This is a genomic window from Alteromonas sp. ABD4_190 (genome assembly GCF_056160105.1).
On record NZ_JBSWWN010000001.1, the window covers coordinates 1,749,800 to 1,770,874 of the forward strand.

The 21,075-nt window shown below is 44.7% G+C and carries 16 protein-coding genes; 2 read left to right on the forward strand and 14 right to left on the reverse strand.

What is annotated here, in order from left to right; translation table 11 throughout:
• Positions 1 to 52 precede the first annotated feature (52 nt).
• Positions 53 to 1,849 (forward strand): GGDEF domain-containing protein, encoded by a 1,797-nt coding sequence (locus ACXAFM_RS07745; protein WP_474828343.1) that lies wholly within the window; start codon positions 53 to 55, stop codon positions 1,847 to 1,849.
• Positions 1,850 to 2,046: 197 nt separating this feature from the next.
• On the forward strand, positions 2,047 to 2,718 hold the full coding sequence (locus tag ACXAFM_RS07750) for a haloacid dehalogenase type II (protein WP_474828346.1): 672 nt from the start codon (positions 2,047 to 2,049) through the stop codon (positions 2,716 to 2,718).
• Between the two features lie 68 nt (positions 2,719 to 2,786).
• Here the strand turns inward: ACXAFM_RS07750 and ACXAFM_RS07755 are convergent, their stop codons facing one another.
• The 14 genes from ACXAFM_RS07755 to ACXAFM_RS07820 form a co-directional block, all read right to left on the reverse strand.
• Positions 2,787 to 3,047, reverse strand: a complete 261-nt coding sequence (locus ACXAFM_RS07755) for a hypothetical protein (RefSeq protein ID WP_474828348.1) — start codon at positions 3,045 to 3,047, stop codon at positions 2,787 to 2,789.
• A 420-nt stretch (positions 3,048 to 3,467) separates the two neighbouring features.
• Entirely contained in the window at positions 3,468 to 4,514 is a 1,047-nt protein-coding gene (locus tag ACXAFM_RS07760; protein ID WP_474828349.1) for a protein-glutamate methylesterase/protein-glutamine glutaminase, read from the reverse strand.
• A gap of 2 nt (positions 4,515 to 4,516) precedes the next feature.
• Positions 4,517 to 5,134: a chemoreceptor glutamine deamidase CheD gene (cheD, locus tag ACXAFM_RS07765; RefSeq protein ID WP_474828351.1), complete on the reverse strand. Its 618-nt coding sequence runs from the start codon at positions 5,132 to 5,134 to the stop codon at positions 4,517 to 4,519.
• Positions 5,135 to 5,142: 8 nt separating this feature from the next.
• Positions 5,143 to 5,973 (reverse strand): CheR family methyltransferase, encoded by an 831-nt coding sequence (locus ACXAFM_RS07770; protein ID WP_474828353.1) that lies wholly within the window; start codon positions 5,971 to 5,973, stop codon positions 5,143 to 5,145.
• Positions 5,973 to 8,888: a methyl-accepting chemotaxis protein gene (locus ACXAFM_RS07775; RefSeq protein ID WP_474828355.1), complete on the reverse strand. Its 2,916-nt coding sequence runs from the start codon at positions 8,886 to 8,888 to the stop codon at positions 5,973 to 5,975. Before ACXAFM_RS07775 ends, ACXAFM_RS07770 begins: the two co-directional genes overlap by 1 nt.
• 104 nt (positions 8,889 to 8,992) lie before the next feature.
• Positions 8,993 to 11,299, reverse strand: a complete 2,307-nt coding sequence (locus tag ACXAFM_RS07780; RefSeq protein ID WP_474828357.1) for a methyl-accepting chemotaxis protein — start codon at positions 11,297 to 11,299, stop codon at positions 8,993 to 8,995.
• Positions 11,300 to 11,304: 5 nt separating this feature from the next.
• On the reverse strand, positions 11,305 to 11,808 hold the full coding sequence (locus ACXAFM_RS07785; RefSeq protein ID WP_474828359.1) for a chemotaxis protein CheW: 504 nt from the start codon (positions 11,806 to 11,808) through the stop codon (positions 11,305 to 11,307).
• Positions 11,805 to 13,751, reverse strand: a complete 1,947-nt coding sequence (locus tag ACXAFM_RS07790; RefSeq protein ID WP_474828361.1) for a chemotaxis protein CheA — start codon at positions 13,749 to 13,751, stop codon at positions 11,805 to 11,807. The genes ACXAFM_RS07785 and ACXAFM_RS07790 overlap by 4 nt, the downstream gene beginning before the upstream one ends.
• A gap of 38 nt (positions 13,752 to 13,789) precedes the next feature.
• The gene (locus tag ACXAFM_RS07795; RefSeq protein WP_039217225.1) at positions 13,790 to 14,155 is read right to left on the reverse strand and encodes a response regulator; all 366 of its coding nucleotides are present in this window, start codon (positions 14,153 to 14,155) and stop codon (positions 13,790 to 13,792) included.
• 65 nt (positions 14,156 to 14,220) lie between these two features.
• Positions 14,221 to 15,432 carry a methyl-accepting chemotaxis protein gene (locus ACXAFM_RS07800; RefSeq protein WP_474828364.1) on the reverse strand — a complete coding sequence of 404 codons (1,212 nt, stop codon included), beginning with the start codon at positions 15,430 to 15,432 and terminating at the stop codon, positions 14,221 to 14,223.
• A 224-nt stretch (positions 15,433 to 15,656) separates the two neighbouring features.
• Complete coding sequence (locus tag ACXAFM_RS07805; protein ID WP_474828366.1) at positions 15,657 to 16,703, reverse strand: protein-glutamate methylesterase/protein-glutamine glutaminase; 1,047 nt, start codon at positions 16,701 to 16,703, stop codon at positions 15,657 to 15,659.
• Entirely contained in the window at positions 16,678 to 17,307 is a 630-nt protein-coding gene (gene cheD, locus ACXAFM_RS07810; protein WP_474828368.1) for a chemoreceptor glutamine deamidase CheD, read from the reverse strand. Before cheD (ACXAFM_RS07810) ends, ACXAFM_RS07805 begins: the two co-directional genes overlap by 26 nt.
• Before the next feature lie 14 nt (positions 17,308 to 17,321).
• The gene (locus tag ACXAFM_RS07815) at positions 17,322 to 18,152 is read right to left on the reverse strand and encodes a CheR family methyltransferase (protein ID WP_474828370.1); all 831 of its coding nucleotides are present in this window, start codon (positions 18,150 to 18,152) and stop codon (positions 17,322 to 17,324) included.
• Between the two features lie 3 nt (positions 18,153 to 18,155).
• Positions 18,156 to 21,059 carry a methyl-accepting chemotaxis protein gene (locus ACXAFM_RS07820; protein WP_474834053.1) on the reverse strand — a complete coding sequence of 968 codons (2,904 nt, stop codon included), beginning with the start codon at positions 21,057 to 21,059 and terminating at the stop codon, positions 18,156 to 18,158.
• Positions 21,060 to 21,075: the final 16 nt, after the last annotated feature.

Here is a 21,075-nt window from a genome sequence, read left to right on the forward strand (position 1 = left end):
AGTTCGTAACTCAAATCGATATTATAAAGAAAAAACGTAAACGCTATCTCTTATGGCTCGAAGGTTATATTTAACAATCTTATCTTTTTTTAGTGTGCTATTTGCCTCTTGTGCGCTGGCGAATACTGATGTCGATGCCGTTATCGAAAAAGTTCGAGCGCCCTCCTACGATTGTCCAAGCCAATCGTTGCTGCCAGAGCTAGAACAAACGCTCGCTTTAGAAAGCTTAACATCCCAACAACGTTTTGCTTTAACCGTAGCCAAAGGGCAGTTTTTAATTTGTCGTGGCAAGTATGAAGAAGCTGAGAGCTTGCTACTTAAAGCCATAATGCAAAACAATATTGACGAGGGCTCTTATGCGTTTGCATCGGCTATTTATCAAATTGGCTTTTCTTATGATGCCAGAGAAAACCCGGCGCGCTGTAAGTATTACCAACAAGCTCAAGATTTATCTTCGCCCGAGCGCCACAGCGATATTTTTACCAGCTCTTCGCTAGGGCTTATTAACTATTGTTCAGAGTCTACGTCTCCCGAGGTTAGGCTGGGCAAAATGTTTGGCGTGCTTAAGCGCTATTCCGATAACGGTAGTCCAGGCGAGTTGGCGCATATCCACAATGCTATCGGCCTTCTCTATGGTGATTTAGAACAACACGCCTTGGCCGCAGAGCAGTATTTAAAAGCCCATGAAATGGGCCTGCTTGTTTACAAAGGCAGTAATAAGGTCAGTATTATTATTAGCGCCATTGTATCACTGCTAAGCAGCGGACAAACCGACAAAGCCTATCAAAGTATTTTGGAGCTAGGTGCACTGAATAGCGAAATCAACACGCCACTTAGTAACTTTTTGTATCAATATGCACTGTCTATCTATTATAGAAAAACGCAAGATTACAATAACCTAGCCTATACTCTGTCCGATTTAGAAGAAGCATCAGCCAATATCTCTAGCTCTTTTGGTCAAATGCTGGTTGATTGGCACAAAGCAGAACTATGCTTACACAACAATAACCTAACCTGTATAAAGCAATACTTAGCTGACATAGGTGCGTTAGATAAAAATGCTATTCCAAGGATTTTCGAAACCAACCTAGACTACTTGAGCTTCAACGTTTCAATATTTTTGGCTTTAAACGATATAGAGCGCGCAAAAGAAGCCCATAATATCTACTCAAAAGAGGTCATTAAGCGGAGAGAAGTTACCCAAGATACCGCGATGATTGTCGGTGCTGCCAACTTGTATACGCGTATTTATGATCTTGAATCAGCTATTGAAAAAGCCGAAGAACAAAGAAGGAATACTTTGTATACCGCCATCGTTGTGTTCTTAGCGCTCTTTCTTATTGCCGGGTACGTTTTACGTAAAAAGCACTTAGCACGCAAAGCCATTGACCCGGTAACACTTTTACTTAACGCCGACTCAGCCATTGCTCGCATTAACAAACTGGATGCGCCTAAAAAGGGGCGCGCCATTGCTATTGCAATATTCGACATCAGTAATCTACGAGAGATAACGCGTAAAATGGGCTCTACGAAAGGCGATTTTGTATTGCGAAAAATTGCGCAAACTCTACAGACCGTAACCCGGGGTAACGATATTTTAGGGCGTTTTGGTACAGACCAATTCATTTTATGCCTTCACAACATTGAAGAACGAAGTGCACGCCAATTCTTCGACCGCGTGCAAAGCGCGCTAGCAAATACCTTTGAGGGCAACACCACAGATGACGATATTACGGTTGAGTCTCAAATGAGCGTATTTGTTGGCACCGAAAAAATTACTGGGCTAAACGACATACTCGACGACATCGCCATGTCGATTGATATAGAAAGTCGCACCGGCACCATTTAGCTTAAACAGAAAACGCGCGACCTGCATTTGCAGTGTCGCGCGCTCCCAATACCTCCATAATCTCTTATCAACACCACCCATCGACATTGGTCGTAATGTGCTTTAGCAAAACCAATTCTGGTTTACAGTGGTATAAGCAACGAACAAGCTAAAACGAAACGTACCGTTTACTCTCATTAACTAAAGGAAGGTGAATCGTGACGCCAAGGGTTATTTTTTTCGATATCAATGAAACACTTTTAGACATGCAGGCTATAAAAACAGGCTTAGCGTCGGTGCTAAACGGCGATGAGACACTGGTAGACTTATGGTTTGCTAACCTTTTGCATCACAGCTTAGTAGATGTTGCGACTGGGCAGTTTCACGATTTCATTGATATTGGAGCCGCAGCACTTACCATGGTAGCTCACAGTAGGAATATATCTGTTGATGAAGCTACCGCAAAAGATACCATCAAACAGCATATTACCCGATTGCCTGCGCATGACGATGTTATCCCTACATTAAAAGTGCTTCAAAGTGCTGGCGTAACCTTGGTTGCACTTTCCAACTCATCAAAAGCCGGGCTAGACGCACAGCTGGAATATGCCAATATTAAGCCGTATTTTTCTCATGTATTGAGTGTGGAAAGCGTACGAACTTACAAGCCTCATGCAGCGGTTTATCACTGGGCCTGTCAGCAGGCTAATGTAGAGAACGAAGATGCCATGATGGTGGCGGCACATGGTTGGGATGTAAGTGGTGCTAAGGCGACAGGTATGCAAACTGCATTTGTAGAGCGTTCGGGCAAAATGATGTACCCGTTAGGTTTAGCACCTGATCACAGTATTGGTTCGCTTGATGAGTTAATAGGTATAGTAACTAACTAACTTTATCTACTTTACAAACAAAAAAGTCTTACCAACGTAAGACTTTTTTACTTCTAAACATCAAGTATTTAAAGTTTTGCTAAAGCTGACTGATTAGCTTTGAAACCTTTTATGCTACATGAATTGCGTTTAGTTTCTAATGCGCTTAATTGACGCTTAAGCCATGATTTTTGAATACCTGACGTTGCCGTATCCATTTCAGTGCTTACGCGAGTAATTTCTTTTCCGACGTTAACGCATGCTTTCTTATTCGGTTCAAAACCGCCATTAGCGAAAACAGAAGAAGAAAACATTAACGCAGATAGCGCTATTAGCATTTGCTGTTTCATAAGAATCCCCAACTACTCGTTAAATCCCGAGCGAGTGTCATACCATAAGAATGAGCATATATTTGCTCTCAAATCTGTAAGGAATATAGCAGGCCTTTTATTGCTTATAGGTACAGTAAAATATACGCAGTAATAAAACTTTGTTTATTTCCCCACCAGTGCATGTAGAACATTATCTTTTAAATTATTATGGCGACAATGCTTTACTCTACCACTTCACTTACGTTTTTATATTTTAAGTACTTAAAAGTAAGTCTATCCATAGTATCGACTTCAGCAACAGCATTTTGAAGCAACATTACTTACTTATTAAGTAGCATTATTAAAACACCTAAGGTGTTCTTTAACAAGCAAATTTCTAACAATATTTTTACAGCTTTAAGACAGAAATTGCTTTCTGTAAGTGCTTACTCACCATAGTTATAAGCGGCTACCAGCAGAGAGCTTTTCTACAGTTTGCATAACCGCTTTTCCCATATCATCTAAGCTTAATACTTGCTTAGCAGCCCCCTTTTCAATAGCGACCTTAGGCATGCCAAATACGATGCAGCTTGCTTCATCCTGACAGAATGTCTCGCAACCGGCGTTGAATAATTCTTGAAGACCGATAGCACCATCACTACCCATTCCCGTTAACAGTACACCTATCGTGTTACTACCCGCACTTTTGCATAGCGAATTAAAAAGTACATCCACAGAGGGCTTATGACCCGATACCCGCGCACCATCGGTAAGCCTGATACGATAATCGGCTCCGCTTCTTTCAATTTCCATGTGCTTGTCGCCAGGTGCTAGATATGCCTGACCAGGAAGCAAACGCTCGCCGCCCTTCGCTTCTTTAACCTGCATTTGACACACAGAGTCTAACCGCCGTGCATAGGTAGAGGTGAAGCCTGCCGGCATGTGCTGGGTTATCACCGTTGCAGGAGCGTTTGCAGGGAAGGTTCGCAGCACCTCTTTTATAGCTTCGGTACCGCCAGTCGAGGCGCCTATGGCAATAAGTTTTTCTGTACCGGAGTAACTGACTTTGTTTACAGAAGCCGTCTTAGTGGGCGACGCCTTCTTTACTTTTGAACGTGCGGCCGTTCGAATTTTGTCAACGATTAACTCGTGGTATTCCGCCATACCTTGAGCTACACCGATTTTAGGTTTAGCAACAAAATCAATCGCACCTAATTCCAGCGACCTTAATGTGGCGTCAGCCCCTTTCTCTGTTAGCGTTGATATCATAACCACAGGGGTTGGCCTGGCATTCATAAGCACTTCCAGAAAGCGCAAACCATCCACTTTTGGCATTTCGATATCCAATGTTATGACATCGGGCGACTTCTCAAGCACCATCTTTTTCGCTACAAACGCATCTGGCGCTGCACCTACCAGCGTCATGTCTGGCTCACTCTTTATGATTTCACTGAGTATTTGGCGGATAAGCGCTGAATCATCTACCACTAACACTTTTATTGTCATAACTAGTCCTCAAATAAATCTACGCTGCCACTTGGCGTTTGCTTCGATAATTCCCAGCGGTGCTGACTTTCTCGCTCGATGATTGTTGCGTTGTTTAACTCGTGTATGCGCTTCATCATCACGTGGCCACTACTTGGGAAGAAATAGACTTTTCGCGCATAAACATCGCACAAGTCACTGGCTAAAATAGGTATGCCTTCGGTTTCTAAAAACTGAGTTACAAATTCGGCATTAAACTTACCTACATCGTTTTGAATAAAAGACGGCACGACTTTCCCGCCTCCGAAGACTTTTGCTTGTAGTCGGTTCTTTTTTGCCCCTACTTTCACAAGTTCATTAATCAAAATTTCCATGGCGTGAACCCCGTATTTTGCTGCCATTCCCTGAATCTTTTCAAATTCACCTGCCGCTTTATTAATGGTGGGCAACATGAAGTGATTCATCCCACCAGACCCTGTGATGGGGTCAAACAGGCACGCCGCCACACAAGAACCAAGAACAGTGACCAGCATTTTGTCTTGTGTGGTAACAAAATACTGACCAGGTAACAGCTTGACTGCTTCTGTAGAAAAACGTTTATCGTAGTAAGTTATGGGCAGTTCAAAATTGGGGGTCGCCACGATATCTCCTAACCGACGGGGCGATAAATGGTTTTCCCCACCGGTCTCACAAGATTAGTATACATATTGAAGTTTTCAGAATGCCCAGCCATATAAAGTCCAGATGGCTTTAACATACCCACCATTTTTTGTAGTACTTTGAGTTGTGTTGGTTTATCAAAATAAATCATCACATTGCGGCAAAATATAACGTCAAGCGGCCCCTTAACATCCCATTTTGCATCGGTAAGATTCAGCTTTTTGAACTGCACCATATTGCGAAGCTCATCGACCACTTTCACCTTTCCCTCGTTAGCACCTTTACCCTTGTGAAAGAACTGCTTTTGCCGGTATTGAGGTATTTTCGCTATCGAGGCTAAGGGATAAACACCGGCTTTGGCCTTGGCTAACACTTTGCTGTCTATGTCTGAGGCAATGATCTTGACCGGAGTTTTAAAACTTCCAAACGCTTCAGCCACTACCATCGCGATTGAATAAGGCTCTTCACCAGTAGAGCTGGCTGCACACCAAATGTTGGTAACATTATTCTGTCTTAGGTAATCGGCCAACGCGGTAAAGTGGTGCGGCTCGCGAAAGAAAGATGTAAGGTTCGTGGTTAGTGCATTGATAAATTGCTCTAACTCTGACTCCGATTTGTTCACTAAAGCGAGATATTCGTTAAAACTGCGCAAATTTCTCGCCCTAATCCTACGCGCTAGCCTACTGTAGACCATTGCTTCCTTGGCATCAGATAGATTTATTCCTGCCTTTTTAAACAACATCTTCTGCACGTTTTTAAAGTCCGCCTTTTCAAAGGCGAACTCCCTGGTGCTATCTTTTGTTGAAACAGCCGCTGTCATTAGAATGACTCCCACTCTGCTTCGTCAGGCATAGCCGGTGTTAGCGCCTTCGCTTGAGAGGCTCGCTGAGCTGGTGCTGCAGATAAGCGCTGCGGCTGTCGAAAATCTCCGTGGGTGAGGGCCGCGACATGCTGTTGGTCACTGCTTAGCCCTTTTCCTACTTCAAATACTGAGACCCGTTCATTCAATTGCAGTGATTGCTGTTTAAGACTATCGGCCGCAGCAGCAGCTTCTTCCACTAGCGCAGCGTTCTGCTGGGTCATTTCATCCATCTGAACTACGGCTTTACTGACTTCCTCTATCCCCGCAGCTTGCTCTGCAGACGCCGCTGCAATTTCAGACATAATGTCATTCACTCGTTTAATAGAGGTTACTACTTCAGCCATAGTCTCACCCGATTTAACAACCAGCTGGTTACCGCTTGCAATTTTTCCGACCGAGTCAGAGATGAGTTCTTTAATGTCTTTCGCGGCTTCTGCAGAACGCTGCGCTAAATTACGCACTTCAGAAGCAACAACGGCGAAACCACGACCTTGCTCACCTGCTCGTGCAGCCTCTACTGCGGCGTTTAATGCCAGTATGTTAGTTTGGAACGCAATGCCGTCAATCACACCTATGATGTCTGAAATTTCCTGAGCAGAGTCATTTATCTGCGTCATGGTATCAACCACTTCACTGATAACCTCTCCCCCCTGAGAGGCAATTTGACTTGCCTGCGCTGCAAGGCCGTTGGCTTGCTCAGCATTCTCGGCGTTAAGCTTTACGGTGCCGGTTAGCTCTTCCATGCTCGATGCTGTTTCTTCAAGGCTTGACGCTTGTTGCTCTGTACGGCTCGACAAGTCGGCATTTCCTGTTGCAATCTCCCCCGATGCTACATTAATGGTTTCTACCGCTTCATTAATGCTGGTGATCGTGCCGCGCATTTCATTGATAAATTGATTTATTGCTTCGCCTAAGACAGCAAAGTCGCCATCTAATGCATGGTCGATATTAACGGTTAAATCGCCCTCTGTAAGCTTAGTCATAACGTGCTTAATTTCATCAACTGCCTGAGTTCGACCTGTAATGTCCGTAGCGAATTTCACTACGCGGAAGGGCTTACCGTTGTGATCTAAGATGGGGTTATATGTCGCTTGAATAAAAATTTCTTTGCCGTTTTTGCCAACTCTGCGGTACTCACCAGAAGAGTAGGTGCCACTGCGCAACGCATCCCAAAATGCCGCATACTCAGGGCTAGCACGATATGACGAATCGACAAACATGCTGTGGTGCTTACCTTTAATTTCTTCTAGGGTGTATCCCACCGTATTTAAAAAGTTTTCATTGGCATCTTGGATAATGCCGTCCATGTTAAATTCAATGACTGCTTGAGACTTTCCTATGGCCGCCAACTGCCCTTCAAAATAGGCATTTTTCACTTTTTGTTCGGTAATATTGCTCGCGTATTTGACCACTTTTACTACGTTACCACTCATGTCTAAAATGGGGTTGTAGGTTGCTTGAATCCATACATCTGAACCATCTTTGGCAACACGATGAAATTCACCCGAATAAAACTGACCTTCAGCCAACTTCTTCCAAAAAGTGCGATATTCCTCAGATTCACGTTCCTGTTTAGTGACAAAAATTCTGTGGTGCTTTCCTTGGATTTCGTCTAGTGCATACCCAACCGTGGCCAAGAAATTATCGTTTGCGGTCGCGATGTTACCGTTGGGGTCAAATTCGATAACTGCTTGAGATTTACTGATCGCATCTATCTGACCTGTGTTAAATGCATTCTGTAGTTTTTGTTCAGTGACATCGGATGCGTACTTCACCACTTTCTGGGGCTGGCCGAACTCGTCAAAAATAGGGTTGTAAGACGCCTGGATCCAAAGCTCGCTACCGTCTTTTTTTACCCGCTTAAACTCGCCAGACTTAAATTCACCCTTTTTCAAGTCACGCCAAAATGCGGCATATTCGGGGCTCATTTTGTAATTGGGCTCAACAAACATACTATGATGTTGCCCCTTTATCTCACTTAAGTCATAACCCGTTGTATTACAGAAGTTTTCGTTGGCGTGTTGGATTACCCCTTCTAGGTCAAACTCGATAACAGCTAGAGATTTATCGATTGCGTTTATTTGCCCTTCATAATCCACGTTTTTACGTTTTTCCGCCGTAATGTCAGTTGCGAACTTAACTACGCGAACAATATTACCCAGTTTGTCGTAAATAGGGTTGTAAGAGGCTTGGATCCAAATTTTGTCACCGTTTTTTGCTACACGGCAGTACTCTCCACTGCTGCGTTCACCATTTCTCAGCCCTTCCCAAAAGTGACTGTATTCTTCAGAAACGCCATAATCTGGCAGTACAAATAATCGATGATGCTTACCGACAATGTCCTCTTTTGAATAACCTGTTACTTTGAGAAAGTTATCGTTAGCATCTTCAACAATGCCATCTGGAGTAAACGAGATTATGGCTTGGCAACGGTCGAGCCCCTCCAGTAAGCCAGATTTATGCTGCAATTCTTGGTCGTTTATCCATTCCACCATAGTGCCAAGTTTTTCGCCCTCAACACTTTTAATTGTGGTGAGCCTTAATGTAAACAACAGTTTGTCTACCGGCAGTAAAAAGGCGTCGCTACTATTACAGGTGCTATACCGCTGGCTTAATTCTCTACTACTAGCAAAAAAGCCTGCAATTGAGGTGCCGGTCAATTCTTCAAAATTAAGATTGGGAAGCGCGCTAGAAAACTGTTCGCTGTGCTCTTGCGCTAGCTGTCTAAATGCTTTATTGGCAAAGGTTATCGTTCCCGATGCGTCCACTAGCATCAAACACGCCGTACTCTCGCTCAGCGCCTGCTCTTGAAAACGAGAAAGGCTTTGAGCAGCCACCAACTCTTCATTATGAAATATATTAAAAACACCCATAGCATCACCTATCATATTTGTCGCGCTAGTTGTTTGAAGCGCTGAATAAACCCGCAACTTATAAAAAAGGCGAATTCCCCTTTGAAGAATTCGCCTTTAGTTAACTAGAAAGACTCCCACTCATCATTGTTCGGTACTTTAGGAGCTAGCTTTTTATTTGTATTTAACATGGCCACTGGAGCCACTTTTTTTTCCTTCACTACTTGATGCACTTTTTGAGGAAGTGCCTCAGTGATAGTGGCTCTGTCACCAATATTAAATGTCGACACACGTTCAGTCAGGTTACCGGCCTGCTGTTGTAAGCTTTCAGCCGCCGCTGCTGCTTCTTCTACCAGTGCTGCATTTTGCTGTGTCATTTCATCCATCTGCACCACCGCTTTGCTCACTTCTTCAATACCTGAAGCTTGTTCCGAACTCGCGGCAGCAATTTCTGACATGATATCGTTAACCCGCTTGATAGACGTGACTACTTCTTCCATGGTATCGCCAGACTGATTGACGAGTTTATTGCCCCCATCAATTTTGTTCACCGAGTCTGATATAAGCTCTTTTATCTCTTTTGCCGCCTCTGCTGAACGCTGAGCCAAGCTTCGTACTTCTGATGCCACTACCGCAAACCCTCGGCCCTGCTCGCCTGCTCTAGCTGCCTCAACAGCGGCATTCAAGGCTAGTATATTGGTTTGGAATGCAATGCCGTCGATCACACCGATAATGTCTGAGATCTCTTGAGCTGACTCGTTGATTGAAGACATGGTGTCAACCACCTGGCGAATGAGCTCACCGCCTCTTGTTGCAATGTCGCAGCTTTGTGACGCCAAGCCATTTGCCTGCTCAGCATTTTCGGCATTGAGTTTTACCGTACCGGTCAGCTCTTCCATACTCGAAGCAGTTTCCTCAAGGCTAGATGCTTGTTGTTCAGTTCGGCTTGAAAGATCTGAGTTACCGGTAGCTATCTCAGAAGACGCAGTATTGATGGTTTCTACCGCTTCGTAAATGGACCCTATAGTGCCAGACATCTCTCCGACAAACTGGTTTATGGCATCGCCCAATACCTGAAACTCACCTTCAAACTGTTCGTCCAATTCTGCCGTTAAGTCGCCACCGGATAAGCGGGTCATCACATCACTGATAGAACCGATAATACGGCGCATATCGTCAATAAAGCGGTTGATTGATGTTCCGAGTTCTTTAAACTCGCCGTCGAACTCATGCTCGATGCGGCAGTCCAAATTCCCTTGAACAAGCTCATTCATTGCCGTTTTGATATCGCTTATAGCTTGCTTCCTACCCGTGATATCAATGGCATATTTCACTACGCGATGGGGTCTGCCGTTTTGATCCAAAATAGGGTTATATGATGCTTGGATCCAAATTTCTTTACCGCCTTTGCCCACGCGCTTAAACTCATCAGTAAACAGTACGCCTTGACGTAGTTGCTCCCAAAACTGACTATATTCAACACTGCGCTTATACTCTTCATCAACGAACATGCTGTGATGCTTGCCAACAATTTCGTCTAAGCTGTAGCCAACCGTGTTGGTGAAGTTTTCGTTGGCGTTAAGAATTTTTCCGTCAAGGTCAAATTCAATAACCGCCTGAGCTTTATTTATTGCTTCAATTTGCCCTTCGAAATAAGCGTTACGTAATTTAGATGCAGTAATGTCAGTGGCAAACTTCACTACGCGAATAACCTTGCCATCACCATCAAATACCGGGTTGTAGGTCGCTTGAATCCAAACCTCTTTACCCATTTTGTCAAAACGGCAAAATTCTCCACTTTGCGGCTTACCCGCTTTGAGATCGCGCCAAAATTGTGCGTATTCTTCCGTGCGAATGTACTGGTTATCACAGAACATTTTGTGATGATTGCCTACGATCTCGTTAAGGCTATAGCCAAGCGTATTTAGGAAGTTGTCGTTTGCGTTTTGAATTACACCGTCTGCATTAAACTCGATCACCGCTTGAGCGTCGTTTAATACATTAAGCATGGTACTTTTGATAAGTAGCTCAGACTGATCAACCCATTCAACCATAGTGCCTATGTTTTGATTGTCTTGGTCGAAAAAAGGCGTTAGCGTGAGCTTAAAGTTCAAGTCGCCTATGCTTATTGTAGAAGTCATTGTCGATTTTAGTTCAGCTAAGATATTGCGCTGATGTGACGGATTACGATGAAATTGGTCGATGTTCTGACCTTCCAAATTATCAGCCGAAAAACTGGGAAGAACAGCCTGAAGTTTTTTTTCATTTTCTTTAAGCAGTGTTTTTACCGACTGATTCGCGTAAATAATATTTCTTTCTGCATCAGCCATCATGATGCAACATGTTGTTGCATCAAGCGCCTGTTTGTTTCTCAATGCTTGATTTACGTCCGTTGCCTTCGTGAAGTCCTCTAACCACGTCATGATTCCCATTGTCTTCAGCCCTCAACCACTTGTGTTTTTGTTTCAACTAAGCCCAATTCGTTACTTGTAATTAGGCTCTCAATATTCACTAAAATAACCATGTGTTCGTCTACATCCGCTAACCCATGAAGGTATTTGCTATCGAACGCCACACCAAACTCTGGAGGAGGAAGCATGTCTTCTTCCGAAAGACGGATTACGTCGGACACCCCGTCGACGACAATGCCAACAATTCGCTCGTGGACATTGAGCATAATAACGATAGTAAAGTCGTTATAGGTTGCTTCGCCTACATTGAACTTAATCCGTAAATCCACGATGGGCACAATATCGCCACGAAGGTTTATTACACCTTTAATAAAACTTGGCGCATTGGCAATTTTGGTGACCTGCTCATAGCCGCGAATTTCTTTTACCGTCGTGATGTCTAAAGCGTAATGCTCTTCGCCCAATACAAAACTTAAGAATTCATTCTCTTTTGACGCACTAACGGCTTGCTGTAATGCTGCTTCGCTCATAGTGAAACCTCTTCATTTGGAATATTGGTACAATTTGCTGCCACTGAGTCGGCATCCAAAATCATTGCGACCTTGCCATCGCCCATAATGGTAGCGCCGGCAATCCCTGCGACTTTTTTGTAATGTTGTTCTAAGCTTTTGATCACGACTTGCTGCTGACCCACTAAAGAGTCCACCAGCACGCCGTAACGTTTCTTGCTACTTTCAAGAAGTACCACTATGCCCTTGGTTGGTTCAGTAATGCCGTCGTCAACCTGCATAAGCTGTGTAAGCGACACTAACGGCCAATACTGGTCTCTAATCCACAGCACCTTGTCATTACCAAGTGTCTTTACTTGGGAAGCGGTGGGCTGGAAAGACTCGATAACATTAAGCAGCGGGATGACAAAAATCTGATCGCCAACAGACACACACATGCCGTCGACAATGGCGAGCGTAAGGGGTAAGTGGATATAAAAGGCTGAGCCCTCGCCTTGCGACGATTCGATTTCAATGCGCCCGCCAATAGATTCGATATTTCGGCGCACTACATCCATACCTACGCCACGGCCCGACACATCAGTAACCTCAGCTGCGGTTGAAAAACCCGCTTGGAATATAAGCTGCCAAATTTCACTGTCTGGCATATCCGGTGTAACGGCTAGCCCGTTTTGCGTGGCTTTTTCTAAGATACGCGCTTTGTTTAAACCCGCTCCGTCATCAATAATGCCGATGATAATGCTGCTGCCTTTTTGCTCTGCACTTAAAATAACGGTTCCGTTTTCAGATTTACCTGCTTCAAGGCGCTCTTCAGGGCTTTCTATACCGTGGTCAATACTGTTTCTAACTAAATGAGTAAGCGGGTCGACCAGTTTTTCGATAAGGCTCTTATCAATTTCAGTGTTGCCCCCTTGAATGACCAAGTCGACTTTTTTGCCTAGCTTTGATGAAAGGTCGCGCACTACTCGGGGGAAACGATTAAACGTCATATTCACCGGCAACATACGCATAGACATTACCGACTCTTGTATTTCACGGGTATTGCGCTGAAGCTCATCTATTGCAAGCTGTAGGCGTTCACCTACCTGCCCTTCTACTTCTTGGCCCACGTTGGAAAGCATGGACTGAGTAATAACGAGTTCGCCAACTAAATTAACCATGGCATCAATTTTTGTGGTGTCTACACGAATTGACGCGGCTTCTTTTGCCCCCGCTTTGGGCTTAGTCTTGACTGGCTTAACGATAGGTTGTTTAGGTGAGGCCTGTGTCGGCGTCGTTTGTGTTACATCTGGTTTAACAGGAAGACTTTCTGGTTCGAAGAAGCCAAAGCCTTCGTCGTTTTTACTCGCGTGAGGCGCCTCTTCAGCCTGTTTCTCCGCTGTTACTTCATCATTTTTAAAGAATCCAAACCCTTCAATTTCCTCTGCTTCTTTTTTATTTTGCGAAGTTTCAGAAGCGGTGCTTTGCGATTCAGTCTCTTCATCATCGAAAAAGCCAAAACCTTCAATCTCGTTGTCCGAAGCACCTTCAATATCTTCGGTTTGCTCATTGGGCTCGTTAACGACTTCACCTGAAGCGCTCGCCAGCGTCTCTTCGAGTACCTTTATACTTGCGTCAATTTGTTCTTGAGGAAGTTCTGTCTGATCTTTATAGGCAGACATGGTGTCTTTAAGTACATCAAGGGTTTGCAGGAAAACATCAACGATTTCTGCCGTTACTTGAATTTCTTGGTTGCGGGCTTTATCAAGTAGGTTCTCCATTACGTGAGTAAGATTCATTAAGGCATCGAAGCCGAAAATTCCGCTTCCGCCTTTTATGGAGTGAGCTGCTCTAAAAATACTGTTTAATTCTTCCGGGTCGGGAGCATCCACATCCAAGGTCATGAGCAACTGCTCCATGTCTTGAAGGTGTTCATCACTCTCGTCAAAAAACACACCGTGAAACTGGTTTACATCAATGGTCATGGTTGACTCCCGCTTGCCCTATTAAAACCGACGCTCAATTAACCCAACACTCGCTTCATCACATCTAGCAGCTTGTTTGGATCGAAAGGTTTCACCATCCACCCGGTGGCTCCCGCCGCCTTACCTTTAGCCTTCATGTCATCGCCAGCCTCTGTAGTAAGCATCACAATTGGCGTTGACCGGAAGTTGGCTAACCCTCTCAACGACTTAATAAGCGTTAGCCCATCCATGCGAGGCATGTTTTGATCAGTCAGTACGAAGTCGAAGCGAGCCCCCTGGCACTTGTCTAACGCATCTTGTCCATCCTGCGCCGTAGTTACGTTGTAATTCGCTGACTTGAGGGTCATTTCAACCATCTGACGAATAGACACTGAATCGTCAACAATCAATATGCTTTTGCTCATAATTCAATCACCTTTTGAATTGTCAAAATTGCTCTTACCTTGCTTTGTAGAGACTTTTGTTTTCGCTAAAACAGCTCCACATCGCCCGCATCCATAGAAGTAGCAGACACAGGGTTGTGATCCGCTTGCCCTTTTTCAGTTAAAGAGTGCTGATAGTTTTCTAGATTTTCTCGAACACGAGTTACGCTTTCCGGGGTCAGATCTGAAAGTTGCTCAACAACGAACTCAATGATCTCTCGGGTGTATGTAAGGTTTTGGCCGTTAATATCGCCGAACTGAAGACCGCGAATGGCGGAGGCTGTGGAATCGGCAAGCTGTTGTCTAATGGCCTCGAGCTCACTGGCCCCTTCTATATCGGCTTCTGCTTTTTTGATAATGCCTTTAAGCTGAGCGCTGATGGCGTCTTTCGCATTGACCACATGAGAGATATCTTGAGAAGCCACTACTTCAGCCGTTTCTGTCAGTTTATCAATGAGCGATTTGATATTTTCTATTTGGGTCTTGATCACATCGCTGAACTGGGTTGAACGGGTAGATAGCGCGCGGACCTCATCAGCAACAACGGCAAACCCACGACCAGCCTCACCTGCACGAGCAGCTTCGATGGCCGCGTTCAACGCTAGTAGGTTAGTTTGTGAAGAAATATCATCAATGCCACTTAACGCTTCAATCACGGTGGGCATGGCTTGCTGAATAGTTTGAACTTGGGTTTCTAGCGCTCTTGTTGAGTCGGTCATTTGGGTAGTTGAAGCGATAAATTGCGTGAGCGTTGAGTCGGTTTCTGACGCGAATGAACGCATCTTGTCGGCATAGGCACAGTCGCTATTGTCATCGTCTTTTAGTAAATTGTTTATGCTGCTCTCTTGCTGACCTAACAGCGTTTGAAGAGAGATAAAGGATTCGCTAAGCGTAGCCACTGCATCGCTTTGCGTTGAAAAGATGTCGCCAATATTCGTTGAAGTAACGGATAATATGTCACTTGCCTCAGACACGGCAGTACTGATTGAATCAGTCGCTAGCGAGGCCTCAGATAAAGATGGTTCTTGAACAGCTGAATGGCTCACTCTGTATTCTGATGAAGCCTGACTAGCGTTTGTAACTTTCAGTAGTACGAACAACAAAAAAACTACACAGGCAGAGCTTAAAGCAAGGCCCAAATGCGATACTGACGTAAGGGATAGGCTCCAGCTTCCTAACATCATCAAAAACGCGACTATAAAGGCATTGCTCTTACTAGAGAAAAAGTTATCCAAATAATTTGCTGCTATAGCGACCACAATACCACCTCAATTGTTACCACCGCGTTAACGGCTGTACAAAACACAATCAAATTATGATCTAATTCTTATATTCGACCATTATACTTTTGAATACTTTTGTTAACTTGTTACTTTGGCGACAAATGCGACACGTTGCGATAGCAAGAAAACATGAGAATTGAAAAGGGAAGTTGGTAAAGAAATTGTTAGAGTGTTAGAGGAAATAAAGGCATGAGAACACCTTAAAGCCGACTACCCGCTCCTAATGCTTCGAGGGTATCGAGTATAGCGTCTGAAATTTCTTCTAGGGGCTTTATGAAACTTGCAGCTTTCATTTCTACAGCGGTTTTAGGCATGCCATACACCACACAGGTTTTTTCATCTTGGCAGAAAGTGACAGAGCCTCTAGTGTGCATGTTCTTTAAACCTTTTGCCCCATCGCGTCCCATACCAGTAAGCAATACGCCCACTGCGTTTGCACCTGCATGCTCAGCGAGCGAGTCGAACATCACATCAACAGAAGGCTTGTGCCCCGACACCTTAGGGCCATCATCAAGAGTTAAGCGATAGTCAGCGCCACTTCGCTCTACCTTTAAGTGTTTATTGCCTGGGGCTAAATACGCAAAGCCTGGCAATAAGCGCTCTCCACCTTGCGCCTCTCTTACGGTTATTTCGCAAAGGCTATCAAGCCGCTTGGCATAGGTAGTAGTGAAGCCTGGCGGCATATGCTGGGAGATGATAGTTGCCGGGGCATTGCGAGGAAAATGCATGATGACATCTTTAATCGCTTCAGTTCCCCCGGTTGACGCACCTATACCAATTAGCTTTTCTGTGCCGGTGTAGCGCATGGAAGCATGCTTAGTACAGCGAGTTTCAGTAGGGTGGCCTAACTTTGAGTGGGCTGCTGCTTTTATCTTTTCTACGATAACTGCGGCATATTCGGCCATACCTTGCGCCACACCTAACTTTGGCTTTGCCATAAAATCAACCGCTCCCAACTCTAGGGCGCGCAATGTTGCATCGGCTCCTCGTTCAGTGAGCGTGGAAATCATTACCACTGGGGTTGGCATCGCCTTCATCATCACTTCTAAAAAGCGAAGCCCATCTACCTTCGGCATTTCAATGTCTAGGGTAATAACATCGGGCCTGAACTCTTGTACCATTCGCTTTGCAACATAGGCGTCTGGCGCCGCCCCCACCAGCGATAAGTTAGGATCGCGCGTGATAATTTCTGACAGGATTTGGCGTATTAACGCAGAGTCATCAACGACGAGGACTTTTATAGGCATGTGACTGTTCCGAAAATGAAATAACGCCGGTTTTCGCTTGTTCTGAGAGTAATACGCGATGCGTAGATTCTCGCTCGTAAAGCGTTGCATTGTTAAATTCGCGAATTCGCTTCATATAAACTTTTCCGTCAGCCGGAAAATAATAAATTTTTCGAGCATAAGTAGACATTAAATCGCTGCTAACAAGGGGAATATTTGCATTATCTAAATACTCTAAAACAAACTCTGCATTTACTCGCCCAATATCTTGTTGCACAAACCCTGGCAAGACTTTTCCGCCGCCAAATGCTTTCGCCACCAACTTGTTTCGACGCGCGCCTAAATGCACGAGTTGGTCTATCAGCATATTCATAGCGTGCACGCCATATTTTGTGGCCAAGCAGGCGTCGAGATTGGTAGTAAAGTTGAGATCGGGCAACATGAAGTGGTTCATACCGCCAATTTTCTTTTCTTGATCGAAAATGCACGCCGCAACACACGAACCCAAAATAGTTACCAAAGCTTTGTCTGCGGCAGTAGCATAGTATTGCCCCGGCAGGAGTTTTACCGCTTCTTTTTGAAGGCGGTTATCAAAATAACGTATGGGGTTTTCATCCTGACTCATACTGCAAGTTCCCTTCAAACAACTGGTCGATAAACGGTTTTCCCCATGGGCGCCACCAGTTCAGGGTACATAGTGAAGTTTTCCGAATGCCCTGCTACATACATGCCCTCACGACACATTAACTTAACCATACGCGCTAAAATTTTGCGCTGCGTAGGTCGGTCAAAGTAAATCATAACGTTGCGGCAAAAAATTACGTCTATCGGCGCATCTACACACCAGTTTGGCGACATTAAATTGAGTGGTTCGAACTGCACCATTTTTCGTAGTTCGTCTACTACCCTTACCCTTCCGGTTTGGGGCCCTCTTCCTTTGTAAAAAAATTGGGTTTTATAATCGTGGGAAAGCTGGCTGATACTGTTTTGGGCATAAATGCCTTGGCGGGCCTTCTGCAACACTTTACTATCAATGTCTGTGGCAAGTATTTGTATGTTGGGCGTAAAGGTGCCAAACACAGACGCCACCGTCATCGCAATACTGTAAGGCTCTTCACCCGTGCTGCTCGCAGCGCACCAAATACGTTTAGTTTGCGGTCGCTTTCGAAGGAAATTTGCTAGCGCTTCAAAGTGATGAGGCTCCCTGAAAAACGCGGTGAGATTGGTGGTAAGCGCATTGATGAAGTGCTCCATTTCATCATCATTGCTTCCAACATAAGCCAAGTACTCTTTAAAGCTATTTATTTCGAGCGTGCGCAGCCGCCTCGCAAGGCGGCTATAAACCATCGCATCTTTAGAATCGGCGAGGTTGATACCTGCTTGTTTAAAAAGCAGACCTTTTACCCGCTCGAAATCTCTTCGGCTATATGAAAACTCCCTTTGCGCGTCCGTGCTTTGTATGGCCGACATACACTAAAATGCCTCCCAATCCGACGCATCAGGCGCGGCTGGATTCAGCGCTTTAATTCGCTGCTTGGGCACTTCACGCTCTTTAGGTAATGCACTACTGCCATTTAACGAGCGTGTGTAAGAGGCCTGTTCGGCCTTTCGATTATTTCCTACTTTAAATACCGACACCCGCTGCGCTAATTCACCTGACTGCTGTCTCATACTGTCAGCCGCTGCCGCTGCCTGCTCAACTAACGCGGCATTTTGCTGAGTCATCTCGTCCATTTGAACCACCGCATTACTTACTTCCTGTATTCCTGTGGCTTGCTCAGATGATGCCGCAGCAATTTCAGACATAATGTCGTTAACGCGTTTAATCGCAGTGACGATATTAGCCATGGTTTCGCCAGACTTATTCACCAATACATTGCCATCGCCAATCTTTTCCACCGATGCTGAAATTAGCGCCTTAATGTCTTTTGCTGCCTCTGCAGAGCGCTGAGCCAGCGTCCTTACTTCAGAAGCAACAACCGCAAACCCGCGGCCTTGTTCGCCGGCTCGCGCGGCTTCAACTGCTGCGTTTAGCGCAAGTATGTTGGTTTGAAACGCGATGCCGTCAATAACACCGATAATGTCTGAAATGCGCTGGGCAGAATCGTTAATTTCACCCATGGTATGCACTACTTGCTCAATAACTTTGCCACCCTCAGATGCCACATCCGACGCCTGGCTTGCTAATCCTTTCGCTTGGTCAGCGTTCTCAGCATTTAGCTTCACTGTTCCCGTTAGTTCTTCCATGGCTGAGGCAGTTTCTTCTAAGCTAGAGGCCTGCTGCTCGGTGCGGCTAGACAGGTCGGCGTTGCCCGTGGCTATTTCGTTTGAGGCAGTATCAATGGTTTCAACAGCAGTGTGAATTTTCACTATGGTGTCGTGTAGTTCGTCAATAAAGTGATTAATGGATTCACCGAGTACTTTGAAATCACCATCTAGTGGCTCATCTATTGTTTTCAATAAATCGCCTTCTGTTAGGCTGGCCATAATAGACTTGATACTTTCAACTGCTAAGGTTCTACCCGTAACATCTGTCGCGTATTTCACTACTCTAAACGGCTTGCCATTTTGGTCTAAAATGGGGTTGTAAGAAGCCTGAATATAAACTGGTTTTCCCGATTTATCGAAACGCTTATATTCACCGCTGGCATAAACGCCTTGACGCAATTGCTCCCAGAAGGCTGCGTATTCGGGGCTATTTTTAAAAGCAGGATCTACAAAAATGCTGTGGTGCTTTCCTTTTACTTCGTCAAGGGTATATCCCATAGCGGCTAAAAAGTTACTGTTCGCGTTTAAGATTACGCCTTCTAGGTCAAATTCAATAACAGCCTGAGACTTACTTATTGCGTTCAACTGACCTTCAAAGTAAGCGTTTTTCAGTTTATCTTCGGTAATATTGGTGGCGTATTTGACTACCCTAAACGGGTTGCCATTCATGTCTTCTATGGGGTTATAAGAAGCTTGAATCCACACGCTACTCCCTGACTTGCTTACTCGCTTAAACTCGCCAGAGAAAAACTTGCCAGATTTGAGTTCAGACCAAAAGCGCTGATACGACTCTGACTGCCTGGTTTCTTCATCCACAAATAGTTGGTGATGCTTACCTTTGACTTCGTCTAAGTGGTAGCCCATGGTGTTAAGGAAGTTGTCATTAGCAGTAATAATGTTGCCATCTACATCGAATTCGATGACCGCCTGCGATTTACTGATAGCGTTTATTTGCCCTTCGAAATACGCGTTTCTTAGCTTATCTTGCGTTACGTCGGTGGCAAATTTAACTACTTTAAATGGTTTGCCAGTACTGTCAAAAATGGGGTTGTAAGACGCACGGATCCATATTTCTTTGCCACCTTTTGCTATCCGTTTATATTCCCCCTCGCTGTGCTCTCCTGATTTTAAACTCTGCCAAAAAGCAGCGTATTCTGCACTTAGCTTGTAGCTTGGGTCGACAAACATACTGTGATGCTGCCCTTTAATTTCAGACAGGCTATAGCCCATTGCGGCAAGGAAGTTTTCGTTGGCGTTTAGAATATTTCCCTCTAGGTCAAACTCGATTACGGCCTGAGATTTGTTAATGGCGGTAATTTGCCCTTCGAAATCTGCATTTTTCTGTTTTTGAGCCGTAATGTCAGAGGCAAATTTAATGATGTAATCCACCTCGCCGTTGTCGTCAAACACAGGGTTATAGGTAGCTTGGATCCACACCTCTTCGCCTTGCTTATTGATTCTGCAAAACTCACCGCTGTGTACGTCTCCGCTTTTTAGCTTTGCCCAAAACGCTTTATACTCATCACTTTGTGCGTAGTCACTGTCTACAAAAATACGATGGTGCTTTCCTACCACTTCAGTCTCGCTATAACCCATGGCGGACAGAAAGTTGTCGTTAGCCGATAATATTTCCCCATCCGTAGTAAAGGAGATTACAGCTTGGCTTCGCATAATGGCATCGACCATGCCTTTGTTGCGTTTATTTTCTGTATTGTCCTGCCACTGCGTAACGAAAAGCTCAGTGCCGTTTTCGTCCGCTGTTATTGAAGATGCACTTACGCAAAAGCTATGTTCAGCGAGTGAAACAAGCTGCTTCTTGTCACCTGAAGCATGGGTGAGTAAATAAGACGGATTTTCTGAAGAGCTAGTCCCAACAGTAATATCGTCAATGTGCTTGCCTGATAATGTTGTCTCGCCACCACCGACAGAAAAGTCTTTAGGGTAGGCTTTTGCCATATGCAGGAATGCCGGTGTGCAGTATTGAATAACCCCAGACTTGTCGATAACCAACAAGTTTGAGGCACTAGCCTTTAAAATATTCGATTTCAATAGCGCGTCGTGTTTCGCTACCTTCAACTCTTCGCCGTTAAGAAAATTAAATACGCCCATAACTAATATTTCCCAA